Genomic DNA, 22,888 nt, shown 5'->3' with positions numbered 1-22,888 from the left:
CTGTCCGCGCGACCTCTTACGCGGGGGCCAGGACCAGGAGGGGCGTACCGGCCTCCACCTGGGCTCCCGGGGACGTCAGAATCTCCGCCACCACACCGTCCGCCGGTGCGTGGACCCGTGATTCCATCTTCATCGCCTCCAGCGCGAGCAGCGGCTGGCCCGCGCTCACCCGGTCGCCGGGGGCCACATTCAGCTGCCAGACCGAGGCGGCGAACTCGGCTTCGAGCAGCTGTCCGCCGGGCGGGACGGTGATCTCGGCACGCGGTACGGCGGCGGCGGGCACCTCCTCGGCGCGCGCGAACTCGCCCGACGCCTCCCACGCGGCGCGCTCCGCCGCGAACGCCGCCGCCTGCGTGTCCTGGAACGCCTCGATCGACTCCGCGTTCGCGGCGAGGAAGCGCTCGTGGTCCGCGAGGGAGAAGGTGCCCTCCTCGATCCGGGGGACGAACCGGCCCGCCGTCATATCGGCGCGCAGCGCGAGCAGCTCGTCCGCGTCGACCGGGTACCACTTGATCCGGTCGAAGAAGCGCAGCAGCCACGGCTTGCCGTCCCGGAACGCCCCGCGCTGCTGCCAGCCGGACCACACCTGGGTCGTACGGCCCACGAACTGATAGCCGCCGGGCCCCTCCATGCCGTAGACGCAGAGGTACGCGCCGCCGATGCCCACCGAGTTCTCGGCGGTCCAGGTCCTGGCCGGGTTGTACTTGGTGGTCACCAGCCGGTGGCGGGGGTCGAGCGGGGTGGCGACCGGCGCGCCCAGATACACGTCGCCCAGTCCCAGCACGAGATATTCGGCGTCGAAGACCGTGCGGTAGACCTCGTCCGGTGAGTCCAGGCCATTGATCCGGCGGATGAACTCGATGTTCCACGGGCACCAGGGCGCGTCGTCCCGTACCCCCGCGATATAGCGGGCGATGGCCTCGCGGGTCGCCGGATCGTCCCAGGACAGCGGCAGATGGACGGTGCGGGAGGGGACCACCAGCCGGTCCGTGGGCGGGAGCCGCGCCTCGATCCGGGTGAGGACCACCAGCAGCGCGTCCTGGGACAGGACGTCCGGGTCCAGCTGGATCTGGAGCGAGCGGATCCCGGGCGTGAGGTCCGTGATCCCGGTCAGCTCCTCGGCCGCCACCGCCTCCGCGAGCGCGTGGACCCGCATCCGCAGGGCGAGGTCGAGCCGCATCTCGCCGTACTCCACCAGGACGTTGTCGTCCCCGCTGCGACGGTATGTGACGTCCGGGCCGCGGCCGAGCACGCCGCCGTCCGCGACGAAGGGCCGGTCGGCGACTGGTTCGGAGGCGGGGGCGCGGCGCAGCGCGGCGGCGGCGCCGGGGGTCACGGGGACGAAGCGGACCGTGTCGCCGGGGCGCAGCTGGCCGAGCTTCCAGCGCTGGCCCGTGACGATCGTCGCCGGGCAGACGAAGCCGCCGAGCGAGGGGCCGTCGGGGCCGAGCAGCACCGGCATGTCACCGGTGTAGTCGACGGCCCCGACCGCGTACGGCGTGTCATGGATGTTGGAGGGGTGCAGCCCCGCCTCTCCGCCGTCCGTACGGGCCCAGCGCGGCTTCGGGCCGACCAGCCGCACCCCGGTGCGGGCCGAGTTGAAGTGGACCTTCCACTCGGCGTCGTAGAACGCCCGCATGTCGTCCTCGGTGAAGAACTCCGGCGCCGCGTGCGGGCCTTCGACGACCGCGATCCGCCAGCTGTTCGGGAGGCCGGGCCGGTCGGCGTACGGGACCGGGGCGCCCGGTGCCGTGTCCGTACCGCCGTGCAGCACATCGCCCGTGCGCAGCGCGCGGCCGCCGTGGCCGCCGAAGCCGCCGAGGGTGAAGGTGGCGGCGCTGCCCAGGAACTCCGGGACGTCCAGACCGCCGCCCGCGAACAGGACATAGGTCCGCAGCCCCTGTGCGGCGGGGGCGCCGATGGTGAGGGACGCCCCGGCGGGGACGGTGAACGGCTCCCACAGGGCGACCGGCGCGCCGTCGACGGCGACCGGGGCGGGGGCGCCGGTGACACAGAGCGTGGTGGCGTGGGTGAAACGGAGCGTCGGGCCCTGGAGGACGCACTCCAGCCCCGGCGCGCCCTCGTCGTTGCCGAGCGCGCGGTTGCCCAGCCGGAACGACAGGCTGTCCATCGGCCCCGACGGCGGGACGCCCACCTGCCAGTAGCCGGTACGGCCCGGCCAGTCCTGGACCGTGGTCAGGGTGCCGCCCGAGGTGACCTCGATCCGCGGGGTCGGGTCGGTGACCGTCGCGAGGGTGGCCGTGGAGTGCGCGGCGGCGCGCACGTCCGGATGGCGGAGGGCGGCGCGCACCAGCCCGAGGTTGGTCTCGATCCCGTCGATCCGGGTGGCGGCCAGCGCCCTGTCGAGCGCGGCGAGCGCCTCCGTACGGTCGACGCCGTGCGCGATGACCTTGGCGAGCATCGGGTCGTACGACGTCGTCACCTCCGTGCCCGTCTCCACCCAGGAGTCGACGCGGGCCTCGGACTCCGGCGGGAAGGACACCCGGGTGAGGAGCCCGGCGCTCGGGCGGTGGTCCCGGCTCGGGTCCTCCGCGTACACCCGGGCCTCGACGGCGTGGCCGGCCGGCTCGCCGGGCTCCTGGACGACGGCGGTCTCGCCCTGCGCGAGGCGCAGCATCCACTCGACGAGGTCGACGCCGTAGACGGCCTCGGTGACCGGGTGCTCCACCTGGAGCCGGGTGTTGACCTCCAGGAAGTACGCCTCCTCGCGGATCGCGTCGTACACGAACTCGACCGTACCGGCGGAGCGGTAGTCGACCGAAGCGCACAACTCGCGCGCGGAAGCAGCCAGTTGGTGGCGGACCCGGTCGGGGAGGCCGGGGGCGGGGGCCTCTTCGAGGACCTTCTGGTTACGGCGCTGGAGCGAGCAGTCCCGGTCGCCGAAGGAGACGACCCGGCCCAGACCGTCGCCGAAGACCTGCACCTCGACATGGCGGGCTCGCTCGACGAGCCGCTCCAGGAAGAGCCCGGCGGACGAGAACGAGGCCGCCGCCGTGCGCCGCACCCCCTCCCAGGCGTCGGCGAGCCCCGCCGGGTCGTACACCGCGCGCATCCCGATGCCGCCACCGCCGCCGGTCGCCTTGAGCATCACGGGGTAGCCGATCCGCTCCGCCGCCGCCAGCGCGGTGGCCAGATCGGGCAGCAGACCGGTGCCGGGCGCGAGCGGGACCCCCGCGGCCTCGGCGGCGGCGCGCGCGGTGTGCTTGGCGCCGAAGAGCCCGAGCTGCGCCGTGGTCGGGCCCACGAAGACGATCCCGGCCTCCTCGCAGCGCGCGGCGAACCCGGCGTCCTCGGAGAGGAAGCCGTAGCCGGGGTGGACGGCGCCCGCCCCGGTGTCCAGGGCGGCCTTCAGGACCAGTCCGGCGTCGAGGTACGACTCCTTGGCGGGCGCCGGTCCCAGCCGTACCGCCTCGTCCGCGAGCCGTACGTGGGGGGCGGTCCTGTCGGGGTCGGAGAAGACCGCGACGGTACGGAGCCCGAGGCGGCGGGCGGTCCGGATGATCCGTACGGCGATCTCGCCCCGGTTGGCGACCAGGAGCGTGTCGAAGGTCATGGGGTGGTCCCGTCGGTGATCGTCATGCCGACGGCGGTGGGGTCGAAGCCGTTGCAGGGGTTGTTGATCTGCGGGCAGTTGGAGACCAGGACCAGCACATCGCGCTCGGCGCGCAGGGTGACCCGCAGACCGGGCGCGGACAGGCCGTCCACGATGCCGAGCGTGCCGTCCTTCTCCACCGGCACGTTCATGTACCAGTTGATGTTGGGGACCAGATCGCGCGGGCCGAGGCCGTGGCGCGCCCCCTCGATCAGGAAGTTGTCCATACAGGCGTGCTGGGACCAGGTGTGATGGCCGTAGCGCAGGGTGTTGGACTCCTTGGAACAGGCGCCGCCCAGGGTGTCGTGGCGGCCGCAGGTGTCCTCGGTGACGGTCATCAGTGGGGTGGACTCGTTGGACAGGAGCACGCTGCCGGTGGTGAGGAAGATCCGGCCCTGGGCGGCGATCGTGTCGGGGGCGCTGTAGCGGACGGCGGTGTCGTGCGCGTCGTACACGAGGAAGTCCACGGCCTGGTTGCCGTGCAGGTCGGTGAGGGTGAGGTGGTCGCCCTCGCGGATGACGGCGGACCAGGCGGCCCTGGCCTCCACGGTGGTTGTCGTCATCATCGGACGCCCTTCGACGCGAGGAGCTCGGCGGTGTTCAGGAAGGCGCGGCGGCCCTCCGGGGTGGCGTCCCAGAGAGGATCGCCCGGCGCGGTCGGCCCGGCCGTCCAGGCCAGGACCTCCAGCGGGGTGCTGGTGTACTCGGGGCGCGGATCGAGCGGATGCGGCACATTCGCGATCAGTACGGTCAGGTCCTGCTCGGCCCGCAGGGTGACGGAGCCGCCGGGGCCCGCGGAGCCGGTGAACTCCAGGGCGCCGTCCTCTCGTACCACCACGCCCTGGAAGAAGGAGAGCGAGGGCGGCAGGTCGCGCGGGTCCAGGCCGTTCTTGAGGGCGGCGAGCTTCAGCAGCTCGCGGCCGGCCGGGGAGGCGGAGTGCGGGGCGCCGTCGCCGTAGCGCGCGGTGTTGGTGGCGAGGGTCGAGGTGGCGCACAGGGCGTCGTGCCGGCCGTCGGTGGTGTCGGTGACGAGCGAGGCCAGGACCCGGCCGTGGGAGGAGAGCAACAGCTGTCCCGCCCGCAGATAGGCGTTCCACTGGACCTTGACCGTGTCGGCGGTGTTGAGCCGCTCCCAGGGGCGGCCGGCCACGTGGAGCAGCAGATGGGCGCAGGCGTCCCCGTCCGGGTCGGTGAGCCGGATCTCGGTGCCGCGGGCCACGGCGCGGTGGGTGTAGCTGCCGCCCGCCACGGTCTCCGCCCACACGAGATGCCCCGCCTCGCAGGGGGGATCGGGCCAGTCGGTCGCCGGTACCACGGGCATGGTCCTGGCCTCCGTGCCCGCCTGGGCGCGGGCGTGGTCCCTGGCCCCGTATGTCGTCGCTGTCGCCATGGCTCGGCCTCCGCGTTGGATCTTGGGCGCGTGTCTCTGTCGCGTGTCTCCGGCGCAATTTCTGTCGCACGACAGAAAATAGGGAAAAGGTGATTCGGGCCTATTGCCCGTTCATTGCGCGGGAGTTACCGGGACCTCACCTCACCGGGAGTCCGGGGTCGGGGCCGGAGCGTGTGCGACGATCGGTGCCATGAGCACGACGGGACGGAAGGTCGGAAGGCCGCGTGCGGCGCAGCGGCCGGACAGCGGGCTGTCCGCACATGACGAACTGCTGCGCGCGGCAGCCGAGTTGTTCACCACGCTCGGGTACGCGGCGACCACCACCCGGGCCGTCGCCGAGCGCGCCGGGATGCGGCAGGCCACGATGTACCACTACTTCGACGGCAAGGAGGATCTCCTCGCCGAGCTGCTCGAATCGACCGTACGCCCCTCGCTGGCCCTCGCCCGGGGCCTGCTCGCCGACGCGCAGCGGCCCGCGGAGGCCAGGCTGTGGGAGCTCTGCCGCTCGGATGTCGCGCTGCTCTGCGGCGGCCGGTACAACCTCGGCGGCCTGTATCTGCTCCCCGAGGTCACCACCGGGCGCTTCGCGGGCTTCCGTCGGACGCGAGGCGAGCTGAAGGCGGCGTACGGAGAGCTGCTGGCCGCCACGGCGGCGGGCGCGGCCCTGGGCGAGGGCGAGGCGGCGCTCCGCACGGACCTGGTCTTCGGGCTGATCGAGGGCGTGATCCTGGTGCACCGCTCCGACCCGGAGCGCCCCGTCGGGGCGTTCGCCGCGGCGACGGCGGACGCGGCGCTGCGGATCGTCGGGATCGGGCACCCGGGGGCGGGCCGCCCGGCCGCGGGCACCCGGTCGGCGTCCGGTGGGAACGGCCCCGGATGACAGCGTCCGTCCGGTGACGTCCCGCCGGCGTGCTCTCAGGACAGTACGCGGTGGCGGAAGTTGCGCAGCCCCAGCCCGAGGAAGAGCGCGCAGAAGCCGATGAGGACGGGGTAGACCACATAGAGCGGCATGTGGGACAGATCGGTGAAGCCGGCCCGCATGCCCTCGGTGATGTAGATCAGGGGATTCAAGAGCACGAGCACCTGGAGCCAGTGGAATCCGTCGACCGCCACCAGGGACAGCTTGGTCCACTGGTAGTAGGTACCGCCGAGGAAGACCAGGGGCAGGACCACGAAGCCGAACATGACACCGATGTTCCTCGGCTCGAAGGCGGTTCCCAGCAGCAGCCCGAGCGAGGTCATGGCGATACAGGACAGCGGGATGAGGGTGACCGCGATCCACCAGTCCACGCTGAGCTGCGGATGGACACCCGGCGCGTGGACCACGGCGGCGATCGGGAACACGATGACCGCGGAGATCAGGCCCTGCGCGGCGCCGGACAGCACCCGGGCCACGGCCACCAGCCAGATGGGACAGGGAGCCTGCACCCGGTCCTCGATCTCCCGGGTGAAGCCGAACTCCTGGGACATCTGGATGGCGACCGACTGGATGCCCTGGAACATGATGGCGATGGACACGACCCCGGGGACCAGGACAGTGGCGAACGCCGACTCGCCCGTGGTGCCGCCGCCCGAGCCGATGCCCTGGCCGATGCTGGGGAAGACATAGAGAAAGACGAAGACGAGCAGCAACGGCTGCATCACGGTGCGGCCCACGAACTCACCGAAGTTCTTCCGCAGGACGGTCAGGTCGCGCCGGACCAGCCCGGCCAGCGCGGACCGGCTGGAGGCGGCGGCCGACCGGTGCGGACGTACCTCGCTCCGGAACACGGTCCGGTCCCCTCCCGGTGGGGGGTCGTCTTCGGCACCGGTGCCGGCTGTCGGATCATCGGAGGGAGACGCTCCGGATACGGCCATCAGTCCCGCAGCTCCTTTCCGGTGAGGCTGATGAAGACGGTTTCCAGGGTGCTCTCCTTGATGGAGAGATCGACCAGAGCGAAACCCCCGGACTCGGCGCTCCGCACGATGTCGAGCAGCAGCCGGGCACCCCCCTTCACCTGGAGCTCCACCCCGCCGCCGACCAGCCTGAGGTGAACGACCCCTGTGAGGTCACGGCGCAGCCGGTCGGCGAGTTCCCCGGGGCTGCCGCTGGTGACGATCGTGACCACGGCATCCGCGTCCAGGCTCCGCTTGAGCGCGGCCGGGGTGCCCAGCGCCAGGATCCGGCCGTGGTCGATGATCGCGACCCGGTCGCAGAGGTGGTCGGCCTCCTCCATGTTGTGGGTGGTCAGCAGGACGGTCTGGCCGGCACCGATCAGCTCGTCCAGCACATCCCACAGGGCCAGCCGGCTCTGCGGGTCCAGCCCCGCGGTGGGTTCGTCCAGGAACAGCACGGCGGGCCGGTGGAAGATCGCCCGTGCCACCAGCAACCGCTGTGCCATACCGCCGGACAGCGCGTACACAGAGGAATCCCGCCACCGGGCCAGCTGGAACTGCTCCAGCAGCTCATCGGCCCGTTGCCCCGAACCGGCCCTGGAGAAGCCGAACAGCAGACCATGGAAGTACAGGTTCTCCCGGACGGTCAGCGAACGGTCCAGGGTGTTCTGCTGGGTGACCACCGCGATGACCTGCTTGGCCAGGGTGGGCTGACCGACGATGTCGATCCGCCCGATCCGGGCGGATCCCGAGGTGGGCACCACACGGGTGGTCAGCATGCCCACGGTGGTCGTCTTCCCGGCCCCGTTGGGACCCAGCAGTCCGAAGATCTCCCCCCGGCGTACCCGCAGATCGATTCCGTCGACCGCCGCGAAATCCGTCTTCGCGTAGACCTTCCGTAATCCGGATGCGTGGATGACCACGTCGGCGGAGCCCTCCACCGAGGCATCCCCCATGCCGCCACCGGACGGGAGCGGGGTGAGCCGATACGGGCCGCTCCGCCGTTCGAGTGGCGCCATGTTCACCTCCGCCGAGTTGTCGACCGCGCCGTGAGGCCAGTTAAACGCCCCGGGCCGCCCCCTGCACCTCGGGCCTCCCCGCTGTCCCGGGACCGCGCGGGCGGGCGCCGCTTCGAGATGCCGAACCGAGGGTGTGCCGGTTCACTGGTGGCGTGACGTGGAGTTCGCACGACCTCTTGGAGGCCGCCCCACCTGTTCGCGGTCTTAACGAAGGACAGACGTCATGAGAACGTTCGTTGCCGCGTATGGGAAGTCACGGGAGGCGGAAGGCAGATACCTGCACTCCGTCTTCGAATCGGCCTGCGACCGTACCCCGTCCGCCACGGCTCTCGAGTGCGGACACGAGACGCTGACCTACGCCGAACTCGACGCGAGGGCCAATCGGCTCGCCCGCCACCTGCACGGACTCGGGGTCGGACCGGGCGCCCGGGTGGCGGTTCTGATGCCGAGGTCGGTGGACATGTACGCGTCCCTGCTCGGGGTGGGCAAGGCCGGGGCGGCGTTCGTGCCGGTCGACCCGGAGTCGCCGGGAGACCGGGTCGCCTATATCGCGGAGAACGCGGGTGTCGACCTCGTGCTCACCACGTCCGGCCTCGCGTCCGCGGTGGGCGGCCTGCCGTGCAGGGTGGTCGAGCTGGACGCGTGTGCCCGGGAACTCGCCGCGGAGTCCGCCGCCCGTCCGTCCCCGATCGCGATCGGGGACGGCGCGGAGCCCGACGACCCCACCGGATACATCATGTACACCTCAGGGTCGAGCGGCAGGCCCAAGGGGGTGGAGATCGCCCAGTCGAGTATCTGCAACTTCCTCGACGTCGTACCCCGGGTGTACGACGTGCGGCCGGGGGACCGGGTGTACCAGGGCATGACGATCTCCTTCGACTTCTCCATCGAGGAGATCTGGCCGACCTGGTCGGTCGGCGCCACGCTCGTCGCCGGCCCGGTCGGCTCCGGGCGGCTCGGCGCCGAACTCGGGGAGTTCCTCGACGACCGGCGGATCACGATGCTGTACTGCGTACCGACGCTGCTGGAGACGATTACCCAGGAGCTGCCGTACCTGCGCAGCATCATCGTGGGCGGTGAGGCATGCCCCGCCCAGCTGGTCGAGCACTGGAGCCGGCCCGGCCGCCGGATGCTCAACACCTACGGCCCGACCGAGACCACCGTCACCGCGACCTGGGCGGAGCTGCTGCCGGGCCGCTCCGTGACCATCGGAACACCGCTGCCGACCTACACGGTTGTCCTCCTCGACGGGGACCATCGGGCCGTGTCCGCCGGTTCCGTCGGCGAGATCTGCGTCGGAGGTCCCGGTGTCGCACGCGGCTACGTCGGGCGGCCGGAGCTGACCGCCGACCGGTTCATCGACCACCCGCTGGCGCCCCGGGGCAGCAGGCTCTACCGCACCGGGGACCTCGGCAGGATGACCCGGGACGGGGAGATCGAGTTCCTGGGCCGGGCGGACGACGAGGTGAAGATCCGTGGCCACCGGGTCGATCTCGGTGAGATCGACAGCGTCCTGCTGGAGGATTCCGGTGTGTCCGGGGCCGTCACCAATCTGGCGGCCGCCCCCGGACAAGCGCCCGGAGGCGGCGGGGAGCTGTGCGCCTACGTGGTGCGCGCGCCGGACAGCGCCGAAGCGGAAGACGTCCTGGTCACCCGGTTGCACGAGCACCTGAGGCGGCGACTGCCCGCGTACATGGTGCCGTCCTTCCTGGACATCGTCCCCGGCCTTCCCGTCATGGCCAGTGGCAAGGCGGACCGTAAACGGCTGCCCGCCCCGACCGGCCGGCGGCTGGTGGGCGGTGGCGTGGTGACCCAGGTCCGTGGCGAGCTGGAGACACGGGTACGGGATGCCTGGGCGCAGGTTCTCGGGATCGAGCCCGGGGCGCTGTCGGCCGAGGCGGACTTCTTCACCGACCTGGGCGGTCACTCGCTCCTGGCGGCCCAGGCCGTATCGGTGCTGAGGGACCGGGGGATCGGCGAGAGCACCGCGCTGCGTGACCTCTACGCCCATCCGACCGTGCGTGGCCTCGCGACCAGGATCAGCGCCATGGAGAACGCCGGGCAGCGGACGGCCCCGCCCCGTCCCGCCCCGATCCGCCACGGCAGCGGCCGTATCGCGGGCGCGGGGGCGGCCCAGGCGGGGGTGGTCTACCTGCTCCTGCTGGTGCTCAGTCTGCCGGTGGCGTACGTGTACAGCAGGCACGGCGGCCGGATCTCGGTCAGGTCCTCGGTACAGACGACGATCGGTGTGTTCCTCGGCTATCTGGCCGTGCGCTGGCTGGTGCCCGTCGCTCTCGTACGCCCGCTGTCGGCGGGTATCCGAGCGGGCCGCTATCCCCTGTGGGGCCGGGTCTATGTGCGGCTCTGGGCGGTGAATCTGCTGCTGAGCCTCGGCCCGCTGCCGGTGCTCAGCGGGTCCCCCCTGATGGCCGCTTATCTGCGGCTGCTCGGTGCGCGGATCGGACCCCGTACCACCATCGCCACCAGTGTCATCGTGCTCCCGGCCATGGTGCGTATCGGCGCCGGCGCGGCGGTCGGCTACGGCGCCGCGGTGGTCCCGTGGCGGGTGTCGGACGGCTGGGTCACGGTCGCCCCGGTCGAGATCGGGCCACGCTGCTTCGTGGGAGCCAACGCGGTCCTCGAACCCGGCGCCCGTATGGGGGCCGGGGCGGGGCTCGGCGAACAGTCCGCCATCGGTCCGGGCGAGACGGTTCCCGAGGGGGCGCGCTGGGCCGGATCGCCGCCCCGCCCGGTCGAGGCCCTCTCCTCAGGTGTCGAGACCATGGTGCGCGCCCGGGGCGGTACGGACGGATGGCGGCCGTGCCATCTCGCCGCCGCGCTCGTCGCCCTGGTGCTGCTGGAGGCCGCCGAGCTGGCCGTGGCCGTCCCGGGAATCGCGCTGTTCTGGTGGGCGACGCTGAGCTGGGGCGCTGCCGGCGGCCTTGCCGTCGCCGCGCTGTCCGGCCCGGTGTTCGTCCTCACCGTCTGCTGTGTGGTCGCCGTCTGCAAGCGGCTGGTCCTGCCGAGTGCGCCGGCCGGTATCCATCCGGCGCGCTCGGCGCTGGGCCTGCGCAAGTGGGTGTCGGACAAGCTGCTGGAGATCAGCCTCACCTTCACCAACTCGCTCTACGCCACCCTGTGCACGGGCCCCTGGCTGCGGCTGCTCGGTGCGCGGATCGGCCGCTGGTCCGAGGTCTCCACCGTCTCGCACGTCGACCCGGACCTGCTCACTCTCCGCGACGGCAGTTTCGTCGCGGACATGGCCAACGTCGGTGGTGCCGCCTTCGCGAACGGCCGGGTCGCGTTCGGTCCCACCGAGGTCGGGCGGCGCGCGTTCATCGGCAACTCCGCGCTCCTGCTCGCCGGCACACGGACCGGACCGGGCTCCCTGATCGGAGTGGGCACGGTCCCCCCGCAGGGTGACGTACCCGACGACACCACATGGCTGGGCTCGCCCGCGATACGCCTGCCCGTGCGCCAGAGCAGCGGGACCTTCCCCGAGGAGCTGACGTTCGCCCCGACCCGCGCGGCGATACTCCAGCGCCTGGGTATCGAGTTCTTCCGTATCACGATGCCCGCGTCGGTGCTGACCGTGGCCGCCTTCCTGTACCTGCTGGCGCTGTCCTGGCTGACCGGCCGTCCGGGCCTGCTGGTGCCGGTTCTCGTGGCGCCGGTCCTCGCGATGGCCGTGAGCCTCTTCGTGATCTTGTACTGCGCGGCGGTCAAGCGCCTGGTCATCGGTGTCTACCGGCCCCGGGTCGAGCCGCTGTGGAGTCTGTTCGTGCGCCGTACCGAATTCGTCACGGGCCTCTTCGAGGCCGCCGCGGTACCGGCAGGGGCGGGCCTCCTGACCGGAACGCCGTATCTGCCGGCCGTTCTCCGGCTGTTCGGGGCGCGGATCGGCAGAGGCGCCTGGATCGGCACCACCTACCTCACGGAGTTCGACCTCGTGGACATCGGGGACGACGCGGCGATCGGTCTGCGCGTATCCCTGCAAACACACCTGTTCGAAGACCGTGTCATGAAGATGTCCCGGGTCGTGGTCGAGGACGGTGCGAGCATCGGCACCCGCGCGGTCGTGCTCTACGACTCCGTCGTCGGCGAGAACGTACGACTCGACGCGCTGTCCCTGCTCATGAAGGGGGAACACCTCACGTCCCACACCAGCTGGCGCGGCATCCCCGCCGAAAGGGTCACCGAGCGGCACCCCGTCCCATCTGCCGGACCGGTCCTGCCGGGCCGGAAGGAGATCACCGGCCCAGCTGTCCCCGGCGCGCCGTCCGGATCCGCCACAGGGCGCCGAGGCCGATGGCGGCCACGAGGAACAGCACGGTGAACCACTGGAAGTACCAGTGGCCGCCCGCCGGGTCGTACACCGCCGCGCGGGGCCAGGCCAGGTTGACGGTCATCGCCACGCCGTACAGCCAGGCGACCACGTTGACGGGCAGCCCCCAGCGGCCCAGGGAGAACAGCGGCTTCCCGGTCTCGTCGGTGCCGGTGGACTCCGGGTACTCCCCGCGCAGCCTGCGGAACAGCATCGGGCCCGTGACCATGGCGTACGCGAGGTACAGCAGCGCGATACAGGTCGTGCCGATGGCGAGGAACGCTTCCGGGGACGCCAGGTTCAGCAGGCAGAGCCCGGCCGCCGCCGCGCCGACCACCAGCGCGGTCCCGGCCGGCATGCCCGTACGCGGCGAGACCTTCGCCAGCAGCCGGGAGGCGGGCAGGACGCCGTCCCTGGCCATCGAGAAGAGCATCCGCGAGCCCGAGGTCTGGATGGCGAGGGTCGCCACGGCGATGGCGAGCGCCACATCGGCGAGCAGCAGCCGCCCGACACCGTCGCCCAGGCTGCTGGTCAGTACGTACGACAGCCCGTCCGTGGCCAGGTGGCCGTCGGTGAGGCTCGGCGCGGCGAGGATCCCGGCGAGCAGCAGCAGTCCGCCGAGGACCCCGGCGGCGGTGAGGGCCAGCAGGATCGTACGGGGCGCGGTGCGCCGGGGGCTGAGGGTCTCCTCGCTCAGCTCGCCCGCGCTGTCGAACCCGATCAGGACGTACGCCGCCGTGAAGGAGCCCACCAGCAGCGCGCCGATCGCGCCGCCCTGGCCGCCGGTCTGGAGGGTGATGCCGGGGCCGCGCTCGGCGTGGGTGAACAGCAGGACGACGATCAGTACGGCGCCGATGATCTCGGCGGTGACCCCGACCCGGTTGATGACCGACATCACCCGGTTGTCGACCATGTTCACGGTGGTGGTCAGCGCCAGCAGGATGACGGCGAGGATCGCCGCGTTGGCCGCGCCGCTCGCCGAGGTGGGCGCCGGGTCGCCGCCGACCAGCTGGAATCCGCTCCAGATCGCGGGCAGGACGACCTGGAGGGCGAGCGCGGCGGCGGCCACCACGACCATCTGGCCGATCACCATGATCCAGCCGGCGAACCAGCCGAAGGCCGGGGTCGAGAGCCGCGACGACCACTGGTAGATCGCGCCGGACAGCGGGTAGCGGGCGGCGAGTTCGGCGAAGCAGGCGGCGACCAGCAGCTGTCCGACGAGTACCACGGGCCAGGTCCAGAAGAAGGCCGCGCCGCCGAACGAGAAGCCGAAGGCGAAGAACTGGAAGACCGTGGTGAGGACGGAGATGAAGGAGAATCCGGCCGCGAACGACGCGTACCGTCCCATACTGCGGTGCAGTTCCTGCCGGTAGCCGAAATCGGCCAGAGCGACGGAGTCGTCGCCCCGGCCGGTCCCCTCCGGTGCGTGCCGTACGTCCGTGGACGCCGTGGTGACGGTCATGACAGCCCCTGTCGCTGATTCCTGTCGATTGACAGAAATTAAGGAGGCGCTGTTTCACCGGCGTCACGCGACCGTGTCCATGTGGGGCACATTTCCTCACGGGGGTACGGTTCCCCCCGTTTCCTCACGGGCGCGCGGAACCGCCGCTACCGGTTCGGGCGGGCGCCGGGCGGACGGTCCCGGGGCCGCCGCTCCGGCCGAGCCGCCGGGCGAGCGGGACCAGGGCGATGGCGAGCGCGCCCACGATCCCGGCCACGGCGAAGGCGGTGAACCCCCGGTCCTGGTTGCCGTCGGTGGCGAGGATCCCGATCAGCCAGGGGCCGACGACGGCGCCGGTACGGCCGATTCCGGTGACCCGGCCGAGGCCGGCGGCGCGTTCGCCGTCGCGGTAGACGGTGTCGGTGGCGGCCTACACCATGACCTGCGCGCTGAACAGGAACACGCCGGTGACGGCCACCACGGCGTAACGTCCGGCCTCGCGCGCCGGATGTCCGTGGGGGCCGCGCTGTCCGCGACGCGCCTACGCGCTCTCCTGCTCCCGCTCCACCTGCTCGTTCCACTCGCGCTTGACGGCGCGCCACGCCTCGTCGGTCTTGCCGAGCCGCCAGTACCCCGAGATCGACAGCCGCTCGCGCGGGACCTGCCGTTCCAGCCGCAGATGGCTGCGGAGCTCCTTCACGAAACCGGCCTCGCCGTGCACGAACGCCTGGACGTCGCCGGGCGGGAAGTCGAGGCCGCGGACCGCCTCGACCAGCGCCTCGCCCACCGGCCGGGCCCCCCGGTGCAGCCAGGTGATGCCGACCCCGTCCGGGGTGGCGACCTTCTGCTCCTCCCCCGGGCCGGGGACCTCGACGAAGGCGTGGACGACGGCGCCCTCGGGCATCCGTTCCAGCGAGGCGGCGATGGCGGGCAGCGCGCTCTCGTCACCGACCAGCAGATGCCAGTCCGCCGACGCCTCCGGCCCGTAGCCACCGCCGGGGCCGAGCAGGCGTACCGTCTCGCCGGGTTCGGCGCGCGCCGCCCACGGTCCGGCGAGACCCTCGTCCCCGTGCACCACGAAGTCGATGACCATCTCCAGGGCGGCCGGATCCCAGCCGCGCACCGTGTAGGTGCGGTTGGTCGGCCACTGCTCGCGCGGGAACTCCTCACGGATCCGCGACAGGTCGAAGGGTTCGGGGTAGGTCACGCCCTCCGCGTTGAAGATCACCTTGACGTAGTGGTCGGTGAACTCACCGGCGGCCCGGAAGTCGGCCAGCCCCTCACCGGCGAGGACGACACGCACCATGTGGGGGGTGATCCACTCGGTGCGTACGACCCGGGCCTCGTGGACCTTCGGTGTACTGGCCGACTGCTGTGCCACGGCGTCTCCCTCGACTGTCGCTCTGCTTAGGTTTACCTAAGCTAACACTCAGTGCTGAAGAGTGGCGAGCAGCCGCCGCATCGCGCCGCCCAGCCCCCACCGCTCGGCCAGCGCGTCGACCATGGCCGGATCGCGCGGCTCCCGGGGCAGGGCCGGGTCGAACTCCGGCAGGGGTACGTCGGCGGCGACCCGGACCACCGTCGGCGCGACCGCCACATAGTCCCTGGCCCCGTCGAGCCGCTTGCGCTGCGAGGGGGTGAGCCGGGAGCGCGGGTCGTCGACCGCCGCCATGATCCCGGCCAGATCGCCGAAGGCGTCGAGCAGCTTGGCCGCCGTCTTCTCGCCGATGCCGGGGACCCCCGGCAGTCCGTCGCTCGGATCGCCGCGCAGCAGGGCCAGATCGACGTATCCGGAGCCGTCGACCCCGTACTTCTCGCGGAGCACCGCCTCGTCCGTGAGCTGGAGCGTGCCGACGCCCTTGAGGGGGTAGAGCACCCGCACGCCCCGGGCGTCGTCGACCAACTGGTAGAGATCGCGGTCCCCGGTGACGATGTCCACCGGGCCGGTCGCCCGGCCGGTGAGCGTGCCGATCACGTCGTCGGCCTCGAACCCCGCGACGCCGACGCGGGCGATGCCCAGCGCGTCGAGCGCCGCCTCGATGATCGGGACCTGGGGCGCCAGGGTGTCCGGGGTCTCCTCCTCGTCGGGGCCCTCCGCGTGCGCGGCCGCCACCCGGTGGGCCTTGTAGGAGGGGATCAGCTCCACCCGCCAGGCGGGCCGCCAGTCGGCGTCCATGCAGGCCACCACATCGTCCGGGCGGTGGTCCTGGACCAGCCGGGCGATGAAGTCGAGCAGACCGCGCACCGCGTTGACCGGGGTGCCGTCCGGGGCCCGTACGGAATCGGGGACCCCGAAGTAGGCCCGGTAGTAGAGGGAAGCGCTGTCGAGGAGCATCAGGCGTCGCGTCACATCACCGAATCATGCCCCAACCCGGTCCACCGGCAGCGCGACGGCCGCCCATGGTCACGGGCGGTCACCCGGACGTATCGGAAAGAGAGTTTCGAGCCGATACGCGACATCGCCATGTGACCTGGATCATCTCGTTGTTTGCTCCGGGTGAGCGGGGGCAGGCGCGGTTCCGGGGCGAACCCGGCCGTATGCGCGACATCGCGGCCGGTGAACGGGCCGAACCCGCTCGCCCCATCGGCCCGCCCGCGGGGGTCGCGGGCCGTTCTCCGTTCTACGCGTGAGGTGTATGTGTCCAGGCTGCAAGCCGACCATCTGTACAAGGTGTTCGGCAGACGACCCGACGAAGCCGTGACGAAGCTCAAGAGCGGCACGGACCGCGACGAGCTCCGCGCCGACGGTACGACCGCCGCGGTGATCGACGCCTCGTTCACGGTCGAGCCCGGCCAGATCTTCGTCGTGATGGGACTGTCCGGATCGGGCAAGTCCACTTTGCTGCGCATGCTCAACGGACTGCTGGAGCCCACCGCGGGCACGGTCCTCTTCGACGGCCAGGACCTGACCGCCCTGAGCCCCCGGGAGCTGCGCGCCGTCCGCTCCCGCAGGATCAGCATGGTGTTCCAGCACTTCGCGCTCTTCCCGCACCGCAGCGTCCTGGAGAACGCCGGATACGGACTCGAAGTGCAGGGCGTGGCGCGCGAGGAGCGCGACCGGCGCGCCGCCGAGGCCCTGGAGCTCACCGGTCTGGTCGGCTGGGAGTCGTCCTGGCCCGACGAGCTGTCCGGCGGTATGCAGCAGCGTGTGGGTCTCGCCCGCGCGCTCGCCACGGACGCCGGTCTGCTGCTGATGGACGAGTCCTTCAGCGCGCTCGACCCGCTGATTCGGCGCGATATGCAGGACCAGCTGCTCGAACTCCAGAAACGGCTCAAGAAGACCATCGTGTTCATCACCCACGACCTCAACGAGGCCATGCGCCTCGGCGACCGGATCGCGGTCATGCGCGACGGGGAGATCGTCCAGCTCGGCACCGCCGAGGACATCCTCGTCACCCCGGCCAACGACTACGTCGCCTCCTTCACCCAGGACGTCGACCGCTCCCGGGTGCTCACCGCCGGCGCGATCATGGCCGCCCCGGAGACCGCCTTCGGCCTCCGTACGGAGAACGGCAAGGAACTCCGTACCGCTCAGGACATCCTCGACGCGGCGCCCGCCCGGGTGATCGAGTCCACGCCGATCATCGAGCTGTTCACCCCCTGCTCCACCAGCGGTGTCGCCGTCGCGGTCGTCGACGACGAGGGCACGCTCATCGGAGTCGTCCCGCGCGCCGGGCTGCTCGCCGTCCTCGGCGAGCCGATGCCCGCCCCCGACTCCTCGGCAGCCACCCCGACCGGGGACAAGGCGGTCGCTCGTGCCTAGGCTCCCTCTCGGCGACTGGGTCGACAGCGCCGTCGACTTCCTCCAGAACCATCTCGCCCGGCTGTTCGACGCGATCGGCTCGATCGTCTCGGGCATGTACGACGGCATCGACGCCGTGCTCTCCGCTCCGCAGCCGCTGCTGCTCGCGGGCATCCTCGCCGTACTGGCCTGGTGGCTGCGGAGCCTGCTCGCGGGGCTGCTCACCTTCGCGGGCTTCGCCCTCATCGACTCCGTCGAGCTGTGGGGCGAGTCGATGGAGACCCTCTCGCTGGTGCTCGTCGCGACCGTCGTCGTGCTGGCCATCGCCCTGCCCCTGGGCATCTGGGCGGCGCGCTCCACGACGGTCAGCTCGCTGATCAGGCCGGTGCTCGACCTGATGCAGACCATGCCCGCCATGGTCTATCTGATCCCCGGCGTCGTCTTCTTCGGCGTCGGCGTGGTCCCCGGCATCATCGCCACGATCATCTTCGCCCTGCCGCCCGGTGTCCGGATGACCGAGCTGGGCATCCGGCAGGTCGACGGGGAGCTGGTCGAGGCCGCGGAGGCGTTCGGCACCACCCCCCGCGACACTCTGCTCCGGGTCCAGCTGCCGCTGGCCCTCCAGACGATCATGGCCGGGATCAACCAGGTCATCATGCTGGGCCTGTCCATGGTGGTCATCGCCGGCATGGTCGGCGGCGGCGGCCTCGGCGGCGCCGTCTACCGCGCCCTGGGCAACATCGACATCGGCCTCGGCTTCGAGGCGGGTCTCTCCGTCGTCGTCCTCGCCGTCTTCCTGGACCGGATCACCGGCTCGCTCGGCCTCCAGCTCTCCCCGGTCGGCCGCCGCGCGTCGGCCAGGGCCAAGGAGCCGGCCGGCGCGCCGAAGCTGTGGAACCACCGCCCGCAGCCCGTCGTAGCCCTCGCCGGGCTCCTCGTCCTCGCGCTCGTCGCGGGCGGTATCGGCCTCTTCGGCTCCTCGGCCACGACGACCGCCGCCGGCGCCGCCGACATCGGCAAGGGCAAGAAGATCAGCATGGGCTACATCCCCTGGGACGAGGGCATCGCCTCCACCTTCCTCTGGAAGGAACTGCTGGAGAAGCGCGGTTACGAGGTCGACGCCCGGCAGTACGAGGCGGGCTCCCTCTACACCGGCCAGGCGGCCGGCCAGATCGACATCCAGACCGACTCCTGGCTGCCGGTCACCCACGCCTCGTACTGGGACAAATACCAGGACCGGCTGGAGGACATGGGCGCCTGGTACGGCAAGACGTCCCTGGAGATCGCGGTGCCCTCGTACGTGAAGGGCGTCGACTCGCTGGCCGACCTCAAGGGCGGGAGCGCCACCTTCAAGGGCCGGATCATCGGGATCGAGCCCGGCGCGGGCGAGATGAGGCTCCTCAAGAGCACGGTCCTCAAGGCATACGGTCTGGACGGCGAGTACACCCTCGTCGACGGCTCCACCTCCGGCATGCTCGCCGAGCTGAAGCGGGCCTACGCCAAGAAGGAGCCGGTCGCCGTCGTGCTCTGGTCGCCGCACTGGGCGTACGACACGTACGACCTGACCAAGCTCGCGGACCCGAAGAAGGCCTTCGGCGCGGAGAGCGACGGAGTGCACACGCTGGCCCGCAAGGGCTTCTCCGAGGACAACCCGCGGGTCGCCGCCTGGCTCAAGGACTTCTCGATGAGCGAGAAGCAGCTCACCGGCCTGGAGGCCAGGATCCAGTCGGCGGGCAAGGGCAGGGAACAGGACGCCGTCCGCGCCTGGCTGGCGGACCACCCCGGTGTCGCCGACCGGTGGACCCCGGTCGGCTGATCCCCCGCTCATCGGAGGGGCGGGACCTCGCCCTCGGGCGGGCCCCGCCCCTCCGGCGTCCGTCCTCCCCGGTGTGTTTCCCCTCCCGCGGTGTGTTTCCCTTCCGGACCGGCCGCGCGCATCATGGAGGACAGCTCTTGTACGGGCGGCATCTCTGAGAGGATGTCGATCCCGGCCGGGAGGGAGCCAGTCATGGACGACAAGGAAGCGCTCAGGGTGGGCTCGGCCGTCCGCAGGCGGCGCAGGTCCCTGGGGATGACCCTGGCGGCTGTCGCCGCGCGCAGCGGACTGTCCGTGCCCTTCCTCAGCCAGATCGAGAACGAACGCGCGAGGCCCAGCACCCGCTCCCTCGAACGGGTGGCCGACGCCCTGGAGACCACCCCCGCCCAGCTGCACGCCGCCGCCGACTCCGCGCGCACGGTCGATGTCGTACGGGCCGTGGAGGACGGTCCCGGGGTACGCCGGGTGGTGCGCGGCGGGCACCAGCTGAACGCCAAGGAGTTCACCGGGGAGCAGGACACCGGCCGCGAGTACCAGCACCGCAACGACGAGATCATGTACATCGCGGACGGCGCCGCCGAGGTGGAGGCCGAGGGCCGCGCCTACCGGCTGGAGCGCGGCGACACGCTGTATCTGTCCGGCGGGGTACGCCACCGCTGGCGGGCCACCGAGCCCGGCACCCGCATCCTGGTCGTCGGCGTCGCCGAACACATCGACGCGACGGTCGACCCCCGCCGCTGAACGGTCACGCCGCGCGGCATCCCGTACTACTTACCGGTCGGTACGGGCAGTGCCCCGGTGGCCAGCCCGCGCAGGGTGCGCCACCCCGCCACCGCCCACGCCGTCACCAGCAGCGCGAACAGCGCCGACGCGAGCCACTCCAGCGCCACCAGCCCCGTCTGCCGCCCCAGCCCCGCCGCGCCCGTCACACACGTACCGACCGGGAAGGTCAGCGCCCACCACGTCATCGTGAACGGCATCCCGCGCCGGACCGCCCGCACCAGCAGCGCCCCCGCCAGCGCCAGCCACAGCAGCGCGAACCCCAGCACCGGCACCCCGTAGACCACCGCGAAGGCCCCGAGCGCGGCCACGTCCCCGGCGGGCACGGCCCCCGGCGCCGCCCCGGCCAGCTGGTGGACCGCGGTGGCCGACTGCCCCAGCGGGCCCAGCACCAGGAAGAGCGCCGGGGTCGGCGCGAGCGGCGGCGGACCGTACAGCAGCAGCCGTCCGACGATCAGCGGCAGCAGCGCCAGCGTGGCCAGCAGGCTCACCCCGAACAGCGCGTAGCACCCCAGCAGCAGCGCCCCACGGCCCTGTCCCGCGGGCAGATACGGCACCAGCGCCGGACCGGTCGCCGCCGAGACCATGGGCGTGACCAGCGGCAGCAGCCAGACCGGCGACACCTCCGCCGGGGCCGGCCGGTGGCGTACCACCATCAGATACGGGATCGTCACCGCGACCCCGAGCCCCACCAGCGTCCCCGCGCCGAACAGCACGGCGGCCACGGTGACCGCCGCCCCCTCGCCCAGCACGTCCCGGCCCACGGCGAGCGTGCCCGCCCCGACCGCCAGCAGTGCCATGGGCGGGCAGCCGTAGAACGGTGCCACGGCCGGATCGAGCAACTGCGCGCGGGCCCGGTCGCGGTGGCGCAGCCAGTGCCCGGCACGGGCGGTGAGCACCACCGCGAGCAGCGCCGCCGACAGCGCCCACACCGCCACCCAGACCCCCCGGGCCCCCGACGCGCCCGGCGCCACGGCGGCGCCCGCGTTCGCGACGATCGCCGTGCCCATCACCGGCGCGTACCACTGGGGCCCGAGATGGCGCAGCCGCGACGGCCCGGGAGCGGTGGCGCGCGCGGGGAGCGGGACGGGGGGCGGAGGGAGCGTGGCGGGGTGCGCCAGAGTGGCCATGAGCCCACCTTCGGCCCTCCGCACCGTCCCTCACCAGCCCCGTTGTCCTTCTCAGGCCATAACCTGGACCGATGACCGCTGCCTCGTCCGTCCCGCCCGCCGTCCCGCCCGCGGCCTCTCTCGCGCAGCGCGTGCCCGACCTCGGCGCGCTGGAGCTGCTGATCGCGGTCGCCCGGCTCGGCAGCCTCGGCCGGGCCGCCCGCGAGACCGGCATCAGCCAGCCCGCCGCCAGCGGCCGGATCCGCGGCATGGAGCGGCGGCTCGGGGTCGCGCTGGTGGACCGCTCCCCGCGCGGCTCCCGGCTCACCGACGCCGGGATCCTGGTCACCGACTGGGCCCGGCGCGTCGTGGAGGCGGCCGAGGCGTTCGACGCCGGGGCGCAGGCGCTGCGGGACCGCAGGGACTCCCGGCTGCGGATCGCCGCGAGCATGACGATCGCCGAATACCTGCTGCCGCGCTGGCTGATAGCGCTGCGCCGGGCCCGGCCCGACACCGCGGTCTCCCTGCACGCGGGCAACTCGGTCACGGTCGCCGAGCGGGTCCTCGCCCATGAGGCGGACCTCGGCTTCGTCGAGGGCCTGGCCGCGCCGGACGGCCTCGACTCCGCCGTCATCGGCCACGACCGGCTGCTGGTGGTGGCCGCGCCGGGCCATCCCTGGGCCCGGCGCCGTACCCCGCTCGACCCGGCGGAGCTGGCCGGGACCCCGCTGGTCCTGCGCGAACCGGGCTCCGGCACCCGGCAGGTGCTGGACGCCGGACTCGCCGCGTACGGAGGGCTCGCCGAGCCCCTGCTCGAACTCACCTCCACCACCGCGCTGAAGGCCGCGGCGGTGAACGGCGCGGGCCCCTGCGTCCTGAGCGAACTCGCGGTCGGTGAGGAGCTGGCCGCCCGCCGGCTGATCCGGGTGGAGGTGGCGGGCGTCGCGCTGCGACGCGATCTGCGGGCGGTCTGGCCGGTCGGCACGCTGCCCGCGGGCCCGGCGCGCGACCTGCTGTCGCTGACACGCGGGACGGCCCTCGGCTGAGCGGCGGCGCGGCGGGCTCTCAGGCCGTCGCCGCTCCGACCAGCGCGGCCATCACCCGCAGGTCATCGGCCATCTCCGGATGCCACTGGACGCCCAGCGCCCACCCGGGTCCCGGCAGCTCCACGGCCTCGACCGTGCCGTCCGACGCGAACGCCGACGCGGTCAGCCCCCGGCCGAGCCGGTCCACCGCCTGATGGTGGTGGGTCGGTACGGAGAACTCCTCGTCCACCAGATCGCCGTACAGGGTCCCGGGCACCGGCTTCACGGAGTGCGCGCCGAAGACCCCCGTGACCGAGGCGGTATGGCCGTCCAGATGCTGGACCAGCGTCCCGCCCAGCGCCACATTGAGCAGCTGCATCCCCCGGCAGATCCCCAGCAGCGGGGTGCCCGAGGCGAGCGCCGCCCCGATCAGCGCCAGCTCCCAGGCGTCCCGCTGCCGGGCGGGCGGTCCGGTACGCGGGTCGCGATCGGCTCCGTACCGTGCGGGCTCCACATCGGGACCGCCCGCGATCACCACCCCGTCGAGCCGCGCCACCATCGAGGCGGCGGCGTCCGGGTCGCCGTCCGGCGGCAGCATCGCGGCCAGCCCGCCCGCCCGCTGGACGAGCCGGGGATAGCCGGCGGGCAGCAGCGCGGCGGGCAGATTCCAGTTGCCCCAGGCGGTGGACTCCTCCAGATAGGTGCTGATCCCGATGAGCGGCTTCATGGCTCCGGTCCTCCGTCGTGTGGTGTT

Annotated in this window: 18 protein-coding genes; 7 read left to right on the top strand and 11 right to left on the bottom strand. The window is 72.3% G+C overall.

The features are described from left to right. Positions 1-16: 16 nt before the first annotated feature. From uca to ACIP8W_RS09990, 3 genes are read right to left on the bottom strand one after another with little or no spacing between them, the layout of a single operon-like run. Positions 17-3,574, bottom strand: coding sequence for an urea carboxylase (gene uca, locus ACIP8W_RS10000; protein WP_402202581.1), 3,558 nt, complete (start codon positions 3,572-3,574; stop codon positions 17-19). Further along, entirely contained in the window at positions 3,571-4,176 is a 606-nt protein-coding gene (locus tag ACIP8W_RS09995) for an urea amidolyase associated protein UAAP2 (protein ID WP_401950467.1), read from the bottom strand. The genes uca and ACIP8W_RS09995 overlap by 4 nt, the downstream gene beginning before the upstream one ends. Then, on the bottom strand, positions 4,176-5,003 hold the full coding sequence (locus ACIP8W_RS09990; protein ID WP_402202579.1) for an urea amidolyase associated protein UAAP1: 828 nt from the start codon (positions 5,001-5,003) through the stop codon (positions 4,176-4,178). Before ACIP8W_RS09990 ends, ACIP8W_RS09995 begins: the two co-directional genes overlap by 1 nt. Before the next feature lie 190 nt (positions 5,004-5,193). Here ACIP8W_RS09990 and ACIP8W_RS09985 point away from each other — a divergent pair, with 190 nt between their 5' ends. Next, positions 5,194-5,883 carry a TetR/AcrR family transcriptional regulator gene (locus ACIP8W_RS09985; RefSeq protein ID WP_401950060.1) on the top strand — a complete coding sequence of 230 codons (690 nt, stop codon included), beginning with the start codon at positions 5,194-5,196 and terminating at the stop codon, positions 5,881-5,883. Between the two features lie 35 nt (positions 5,884-5,918). Here the strand turns inward: ACIP8W_RS09985 and ACIP8W_RS09980 are convergent, their stop codons facing one another. Both ACIP8W_RS09980 and ACIP8W_RS09975 read right to left on the bottom strand, forming a co-directional pair. Continuing rightward, positions 5,919-6,773, bottom strand: a complete 855-nt coding sequence (locus ACIP8W_RS09980; RefSeq protein ID WP_402202577.1) for an ABC transporter permease — start codon at positions 6,771-6,773, stop codon at positions 5,919-5,921. Positions 6,774-6,859: 86 nt separating this feature from the next. Further along, positions 6,860-7,897: an ATP-binding cassette domain-containing protein gene (locus tag ACIP8W_RS09975; protein ID WP_401950054.1), complete on the bottom strand. Its 1,038-nt coding sequence runs from the start codon at positions 7,895-7,897 to the stop codon at positions 6,860-6,862. 223 nt (positions 7,898-8,120) lie between these two features. Between ACIP8W_RS09975 and ACIP8W_RS09970 the strand changes: the two genes are divergently transcribed. Continuing rightward, entirely contained in the window at positions 8,121-12,233 is a 4,113-nt protein-coding gene (locus ACIP8W_RS09970; RefSeq protein WP_402202575.1) for a Pls/PosA family non-ribosomal peptide synthetase, read from the top strand. On the opposite strand, the gene ACIP8W_RS09965 is transcribed toward ACIP8W_RS09970, so the two are convergent. The 4 genes from ACIP8W_RS09965 to ACIP8W_RS09950 form a co-directional block, all read right to left on the bottom strand. Then, positions 12,148-13,683 carry an amino acid permease gene (locus ACIP8W_RS09965; protein ID WP_401950048.1) on the bottom strand — a complete coding sequence of 512 codons (1,536 nt, stop codon included), beginning with the start codon at positions 13,681-13,683 and terminating at the stop codon, positions 12,148-12,150. The genes ACIP8W_RS09970 and ACIP8W_RS09965 overlap by 86 nt on opposite strands. Before the next feature lie 124 nt (positions 13,684-13,807). Continuing rightward, positions 13,808-13,939: a hypothetical protein gene (locus ACIP8W_RS09960; protein ID WP_402153611.1), complete on the bottom strand. Its 132-nt coding sequence runs from the start codon at positions 13,937-13,939 to the stop codon at positions 13,808-13,810. A gap of 264 nt (positions 13,940-14,203) precedes the next feature. After that, the gene (locus ACIP8W_RS09955; protein ID WP_401950042.1) at positions 14,204-15,043 is read right to left on the bottom strand and encodes a siderophore-interacting protein; all 840 of its coding nucleotides are present in this window, start codon (positions 15,041-15,043) and stop codon (positions 14,204-14,206) included. Positions 15,044-15,091: 48 nt separating this feature from the next. Further along, complete coding sequence (locus tag ACIP8W_RS09950; RefSeq protein WP_402202622.1) at positions 15,092-15,997, bottom strand: 5'-3' exonuclease H3TH domain-containing protein; 906 nt, start codon at positions 15,995-15,997, stop codon at positions 15,092-15,094. 131 nt (positions 15,998-16,128) lie between these two features. Here ACIP8W_RS09950 and ACIP8W_RS09945 point away from each other — a divergent pair, with 131 nt between their 5' ends. The 4 genes from ACIP8W_RS09945 (at position 16,129) to ACIP8W_RS09930 (ending at position 19,961) form a co-directional block, all read left to right on the top strand. Continuing rightward, positions 16,129-16,293, top strand: coding sequence for a hypothetical protein (locus ACIP8W_RS09945; protein WP_402202573.1), 165 nt, complete (start codon positions 16,129-16,131; stop codon positions 16,291-16,293). A 7-nt stretch (positions 16,294-16,300) separates the two neighbouring features. After that, complete coding sequence (locus tag ACIP8W_RS09940) at positions 16,301-17,425, top strand: glycine betaine/L-proline ABC transporter ATP-binding protein (protein WP_401950039.1); 1,125 nt, start codon at positions 16,301-16,303, stop codon at positions 17,423-17,425. Next, positions 17,418-19,220, top strand: a complete 1,803-nt coding sequence (locus ACIP8W_RS09935) for an ABC transporter permease/substrate binding protein (RefSeq protein WP_402202571.1) — start codon at positions 17,418-17,420, stop codon at positions 19,218-19,220. Before ACIP8W_RS09940 ends, ACIP8W_RS09935 begins: the two co-directional genes overlap by 8 nt. Positions 19,221-19,412: 192 nt before the next feature. Further along, positions 19,413-19,961 (top strand): helix-turn-helix domain-containing protein, encoded by a 549-nt coding sequence (locus tag ACIP8W_RS09930; RefSeq protein WP_401950033.1) that lies wholly within the window; start codon positions 19,413-19,415, stop codon positions 19,959-19,961. 26 nt (positions 19,962-19,987) lie between these two features. On the opposite strand, the gene ACIP8W_RS09925 is transcribed toward ACIP8W_RS09930, so the two are convergent. Continuing rightward, on the bottom strand, positions 19,988-21,130 hold the full coding sequence (locus ACIP8W_RS09925; protein WP_402202569.1) for a TDT family transporter: 1,143 nt from the start codon (positions 21,128-21,130) through the stop codon (positions 19,988-19,990). Between the two features lie 71 nt (positions 21,131-21,201). On the opposite strand from ACIP8W_RS09925, the gene ACIP8W_RS09920 reads away from it, so the two are divergent. After that, on the top strand, positions 21,202-22,155 hold the full coding sequence (locus tag ACIP8W_RS09920; RefSeq protein WP_401950027.1) for a LysR family transcriptional regulator: 954 nt from the start codon (positions 21,202-21,204) through the stop codon (positions 22,153-22,155). Between the two features lie 19 nt (positions 22,156-22,174). Here the strand turns inward: ACIP8W_RS09920 and ACIP8W_RS09915 are convergent, their stop codons facing one another. Next, positions 22,175-22,861, bottom strand: a complete 687-nt coding sequence (locus ACIP8W_RS09915; RefSeq protein ID WP_401950024.1) for a gamma-glutamyl-gamma-aminobutyrate hydrolase family protein — start codon at positions 22,859-22,861, stop codon at positions 22,175-22,177. Positions 22,862-22,888 lie beyond the last annotated feature (27 nt).

This window comes from Streptomyces sp. NPDC088554 (genome assembly GCF_044752945.1).
Lineage (GTDB): Bacteria > Actinomycetota > Actinomycetes > Streptomycetales > Streptomycetaceae > Streptomyces.
The sequence above is the reverse complement of the archived record's forward strand: the minus strand, read 5'-3'. Positions and strand labels throughout refer to the sequence as shown.

What these genes read in the sequence shown, in the direction of transcription:
- ACIP8W_RS09985 (WP_401950060.1), top strand. Translation starts at nt 5,194, where the DNA reads ATGAGCACGACGGGACGGAAGGTCGGAAGGCCGCGTGCGGCGCAGCGG.
- ACIP8W_RS09930 (WP_401950033.1), top strand. Translation starts at nt 19,413, where the DNA reads ATGGACGACAAGGAAGCGCTCAGGGTGGGCTCGGCCGTCCGCAGGCGG.
- uca (WP_402202581.1), bottom strand. Translation starts at nt 3,574, where the DNA reads ATGACCTTCGACACGCTCCTGGTCGCCAACCGGGGCGAGATCGCCGTA.
- ACIP8W_RS09920 (WP_401950027.1), top strand. Translation starts at nt 21,202, where the DNA reads ATGACCGCTGCCTCGTCCGTCCCGCCCGCCGTCCCGCCCGCGGCCTCT.
- ACIP8W_RS09975 (WP_401950054.1), bottom strand. Translation starts at nt 7,897, where the DNA reads ATGGCGCCACTCGAACGGCGGAGCGGCCCGTATCGGCTCACCCCGCTC.
- ACIP8W_RS09925 (WP_402202569.1), bottom strand. Translation starts at nt 21,130, where the DNA reads ATGGCCACTCTGGCGCACCCCGCCACGCTCCCTCCGCCCCCCGTCCCG.
- ACIP8W_RS09995 (WP_401950467.1), bottom strand. Translation starts at nt 4,176, where the DNA reads ATGACGACAACCACCGTGGAGGCCAGGGCCGCCTGGTCCGCCGTCATC.
- ACIP8W_RS09965 (WP_401950048.1), bottom strand. Translation starts at nt 13,683, where the DNA reads ATGACCGTCACCACGGCGTCCACGGACGTACGGCACGCACCGGAGGGG.
- ACIP8W_RS09970 (WP_402202575.1), top strand. Translation starts at nt 8,121, where the DNA reads ATGAGAACGTTCGTTGCCGCGTATGGGAAGTCACGGGAGGCGGAAGGC.
- ACIP8W_RS09915 (WP_401950024.1), bottom strand. Translation starts at nt 22,861, where the DNA reads ATGAAGCCGCTCATCGGGATCAGCACCTATCTGGAGGAGTCCACCGCC.
- ACIP8W_RS09990 (WP_402202579.1), bottom strand. Translation starts at nt 5,003, where the DNA reads ATGGCGACAGCGACGACATACGGGGCCAGGGACCACGCCCGCGCCCAG.
- ACIP8W_RS09950 (WP_402202622.1), bottom strand. Translation starts at nt 15,997, where the DNA reads ATGCTCCTCGACAGCGCTTCCCTCTACTACCGGGCCTACTTCGGGGTC.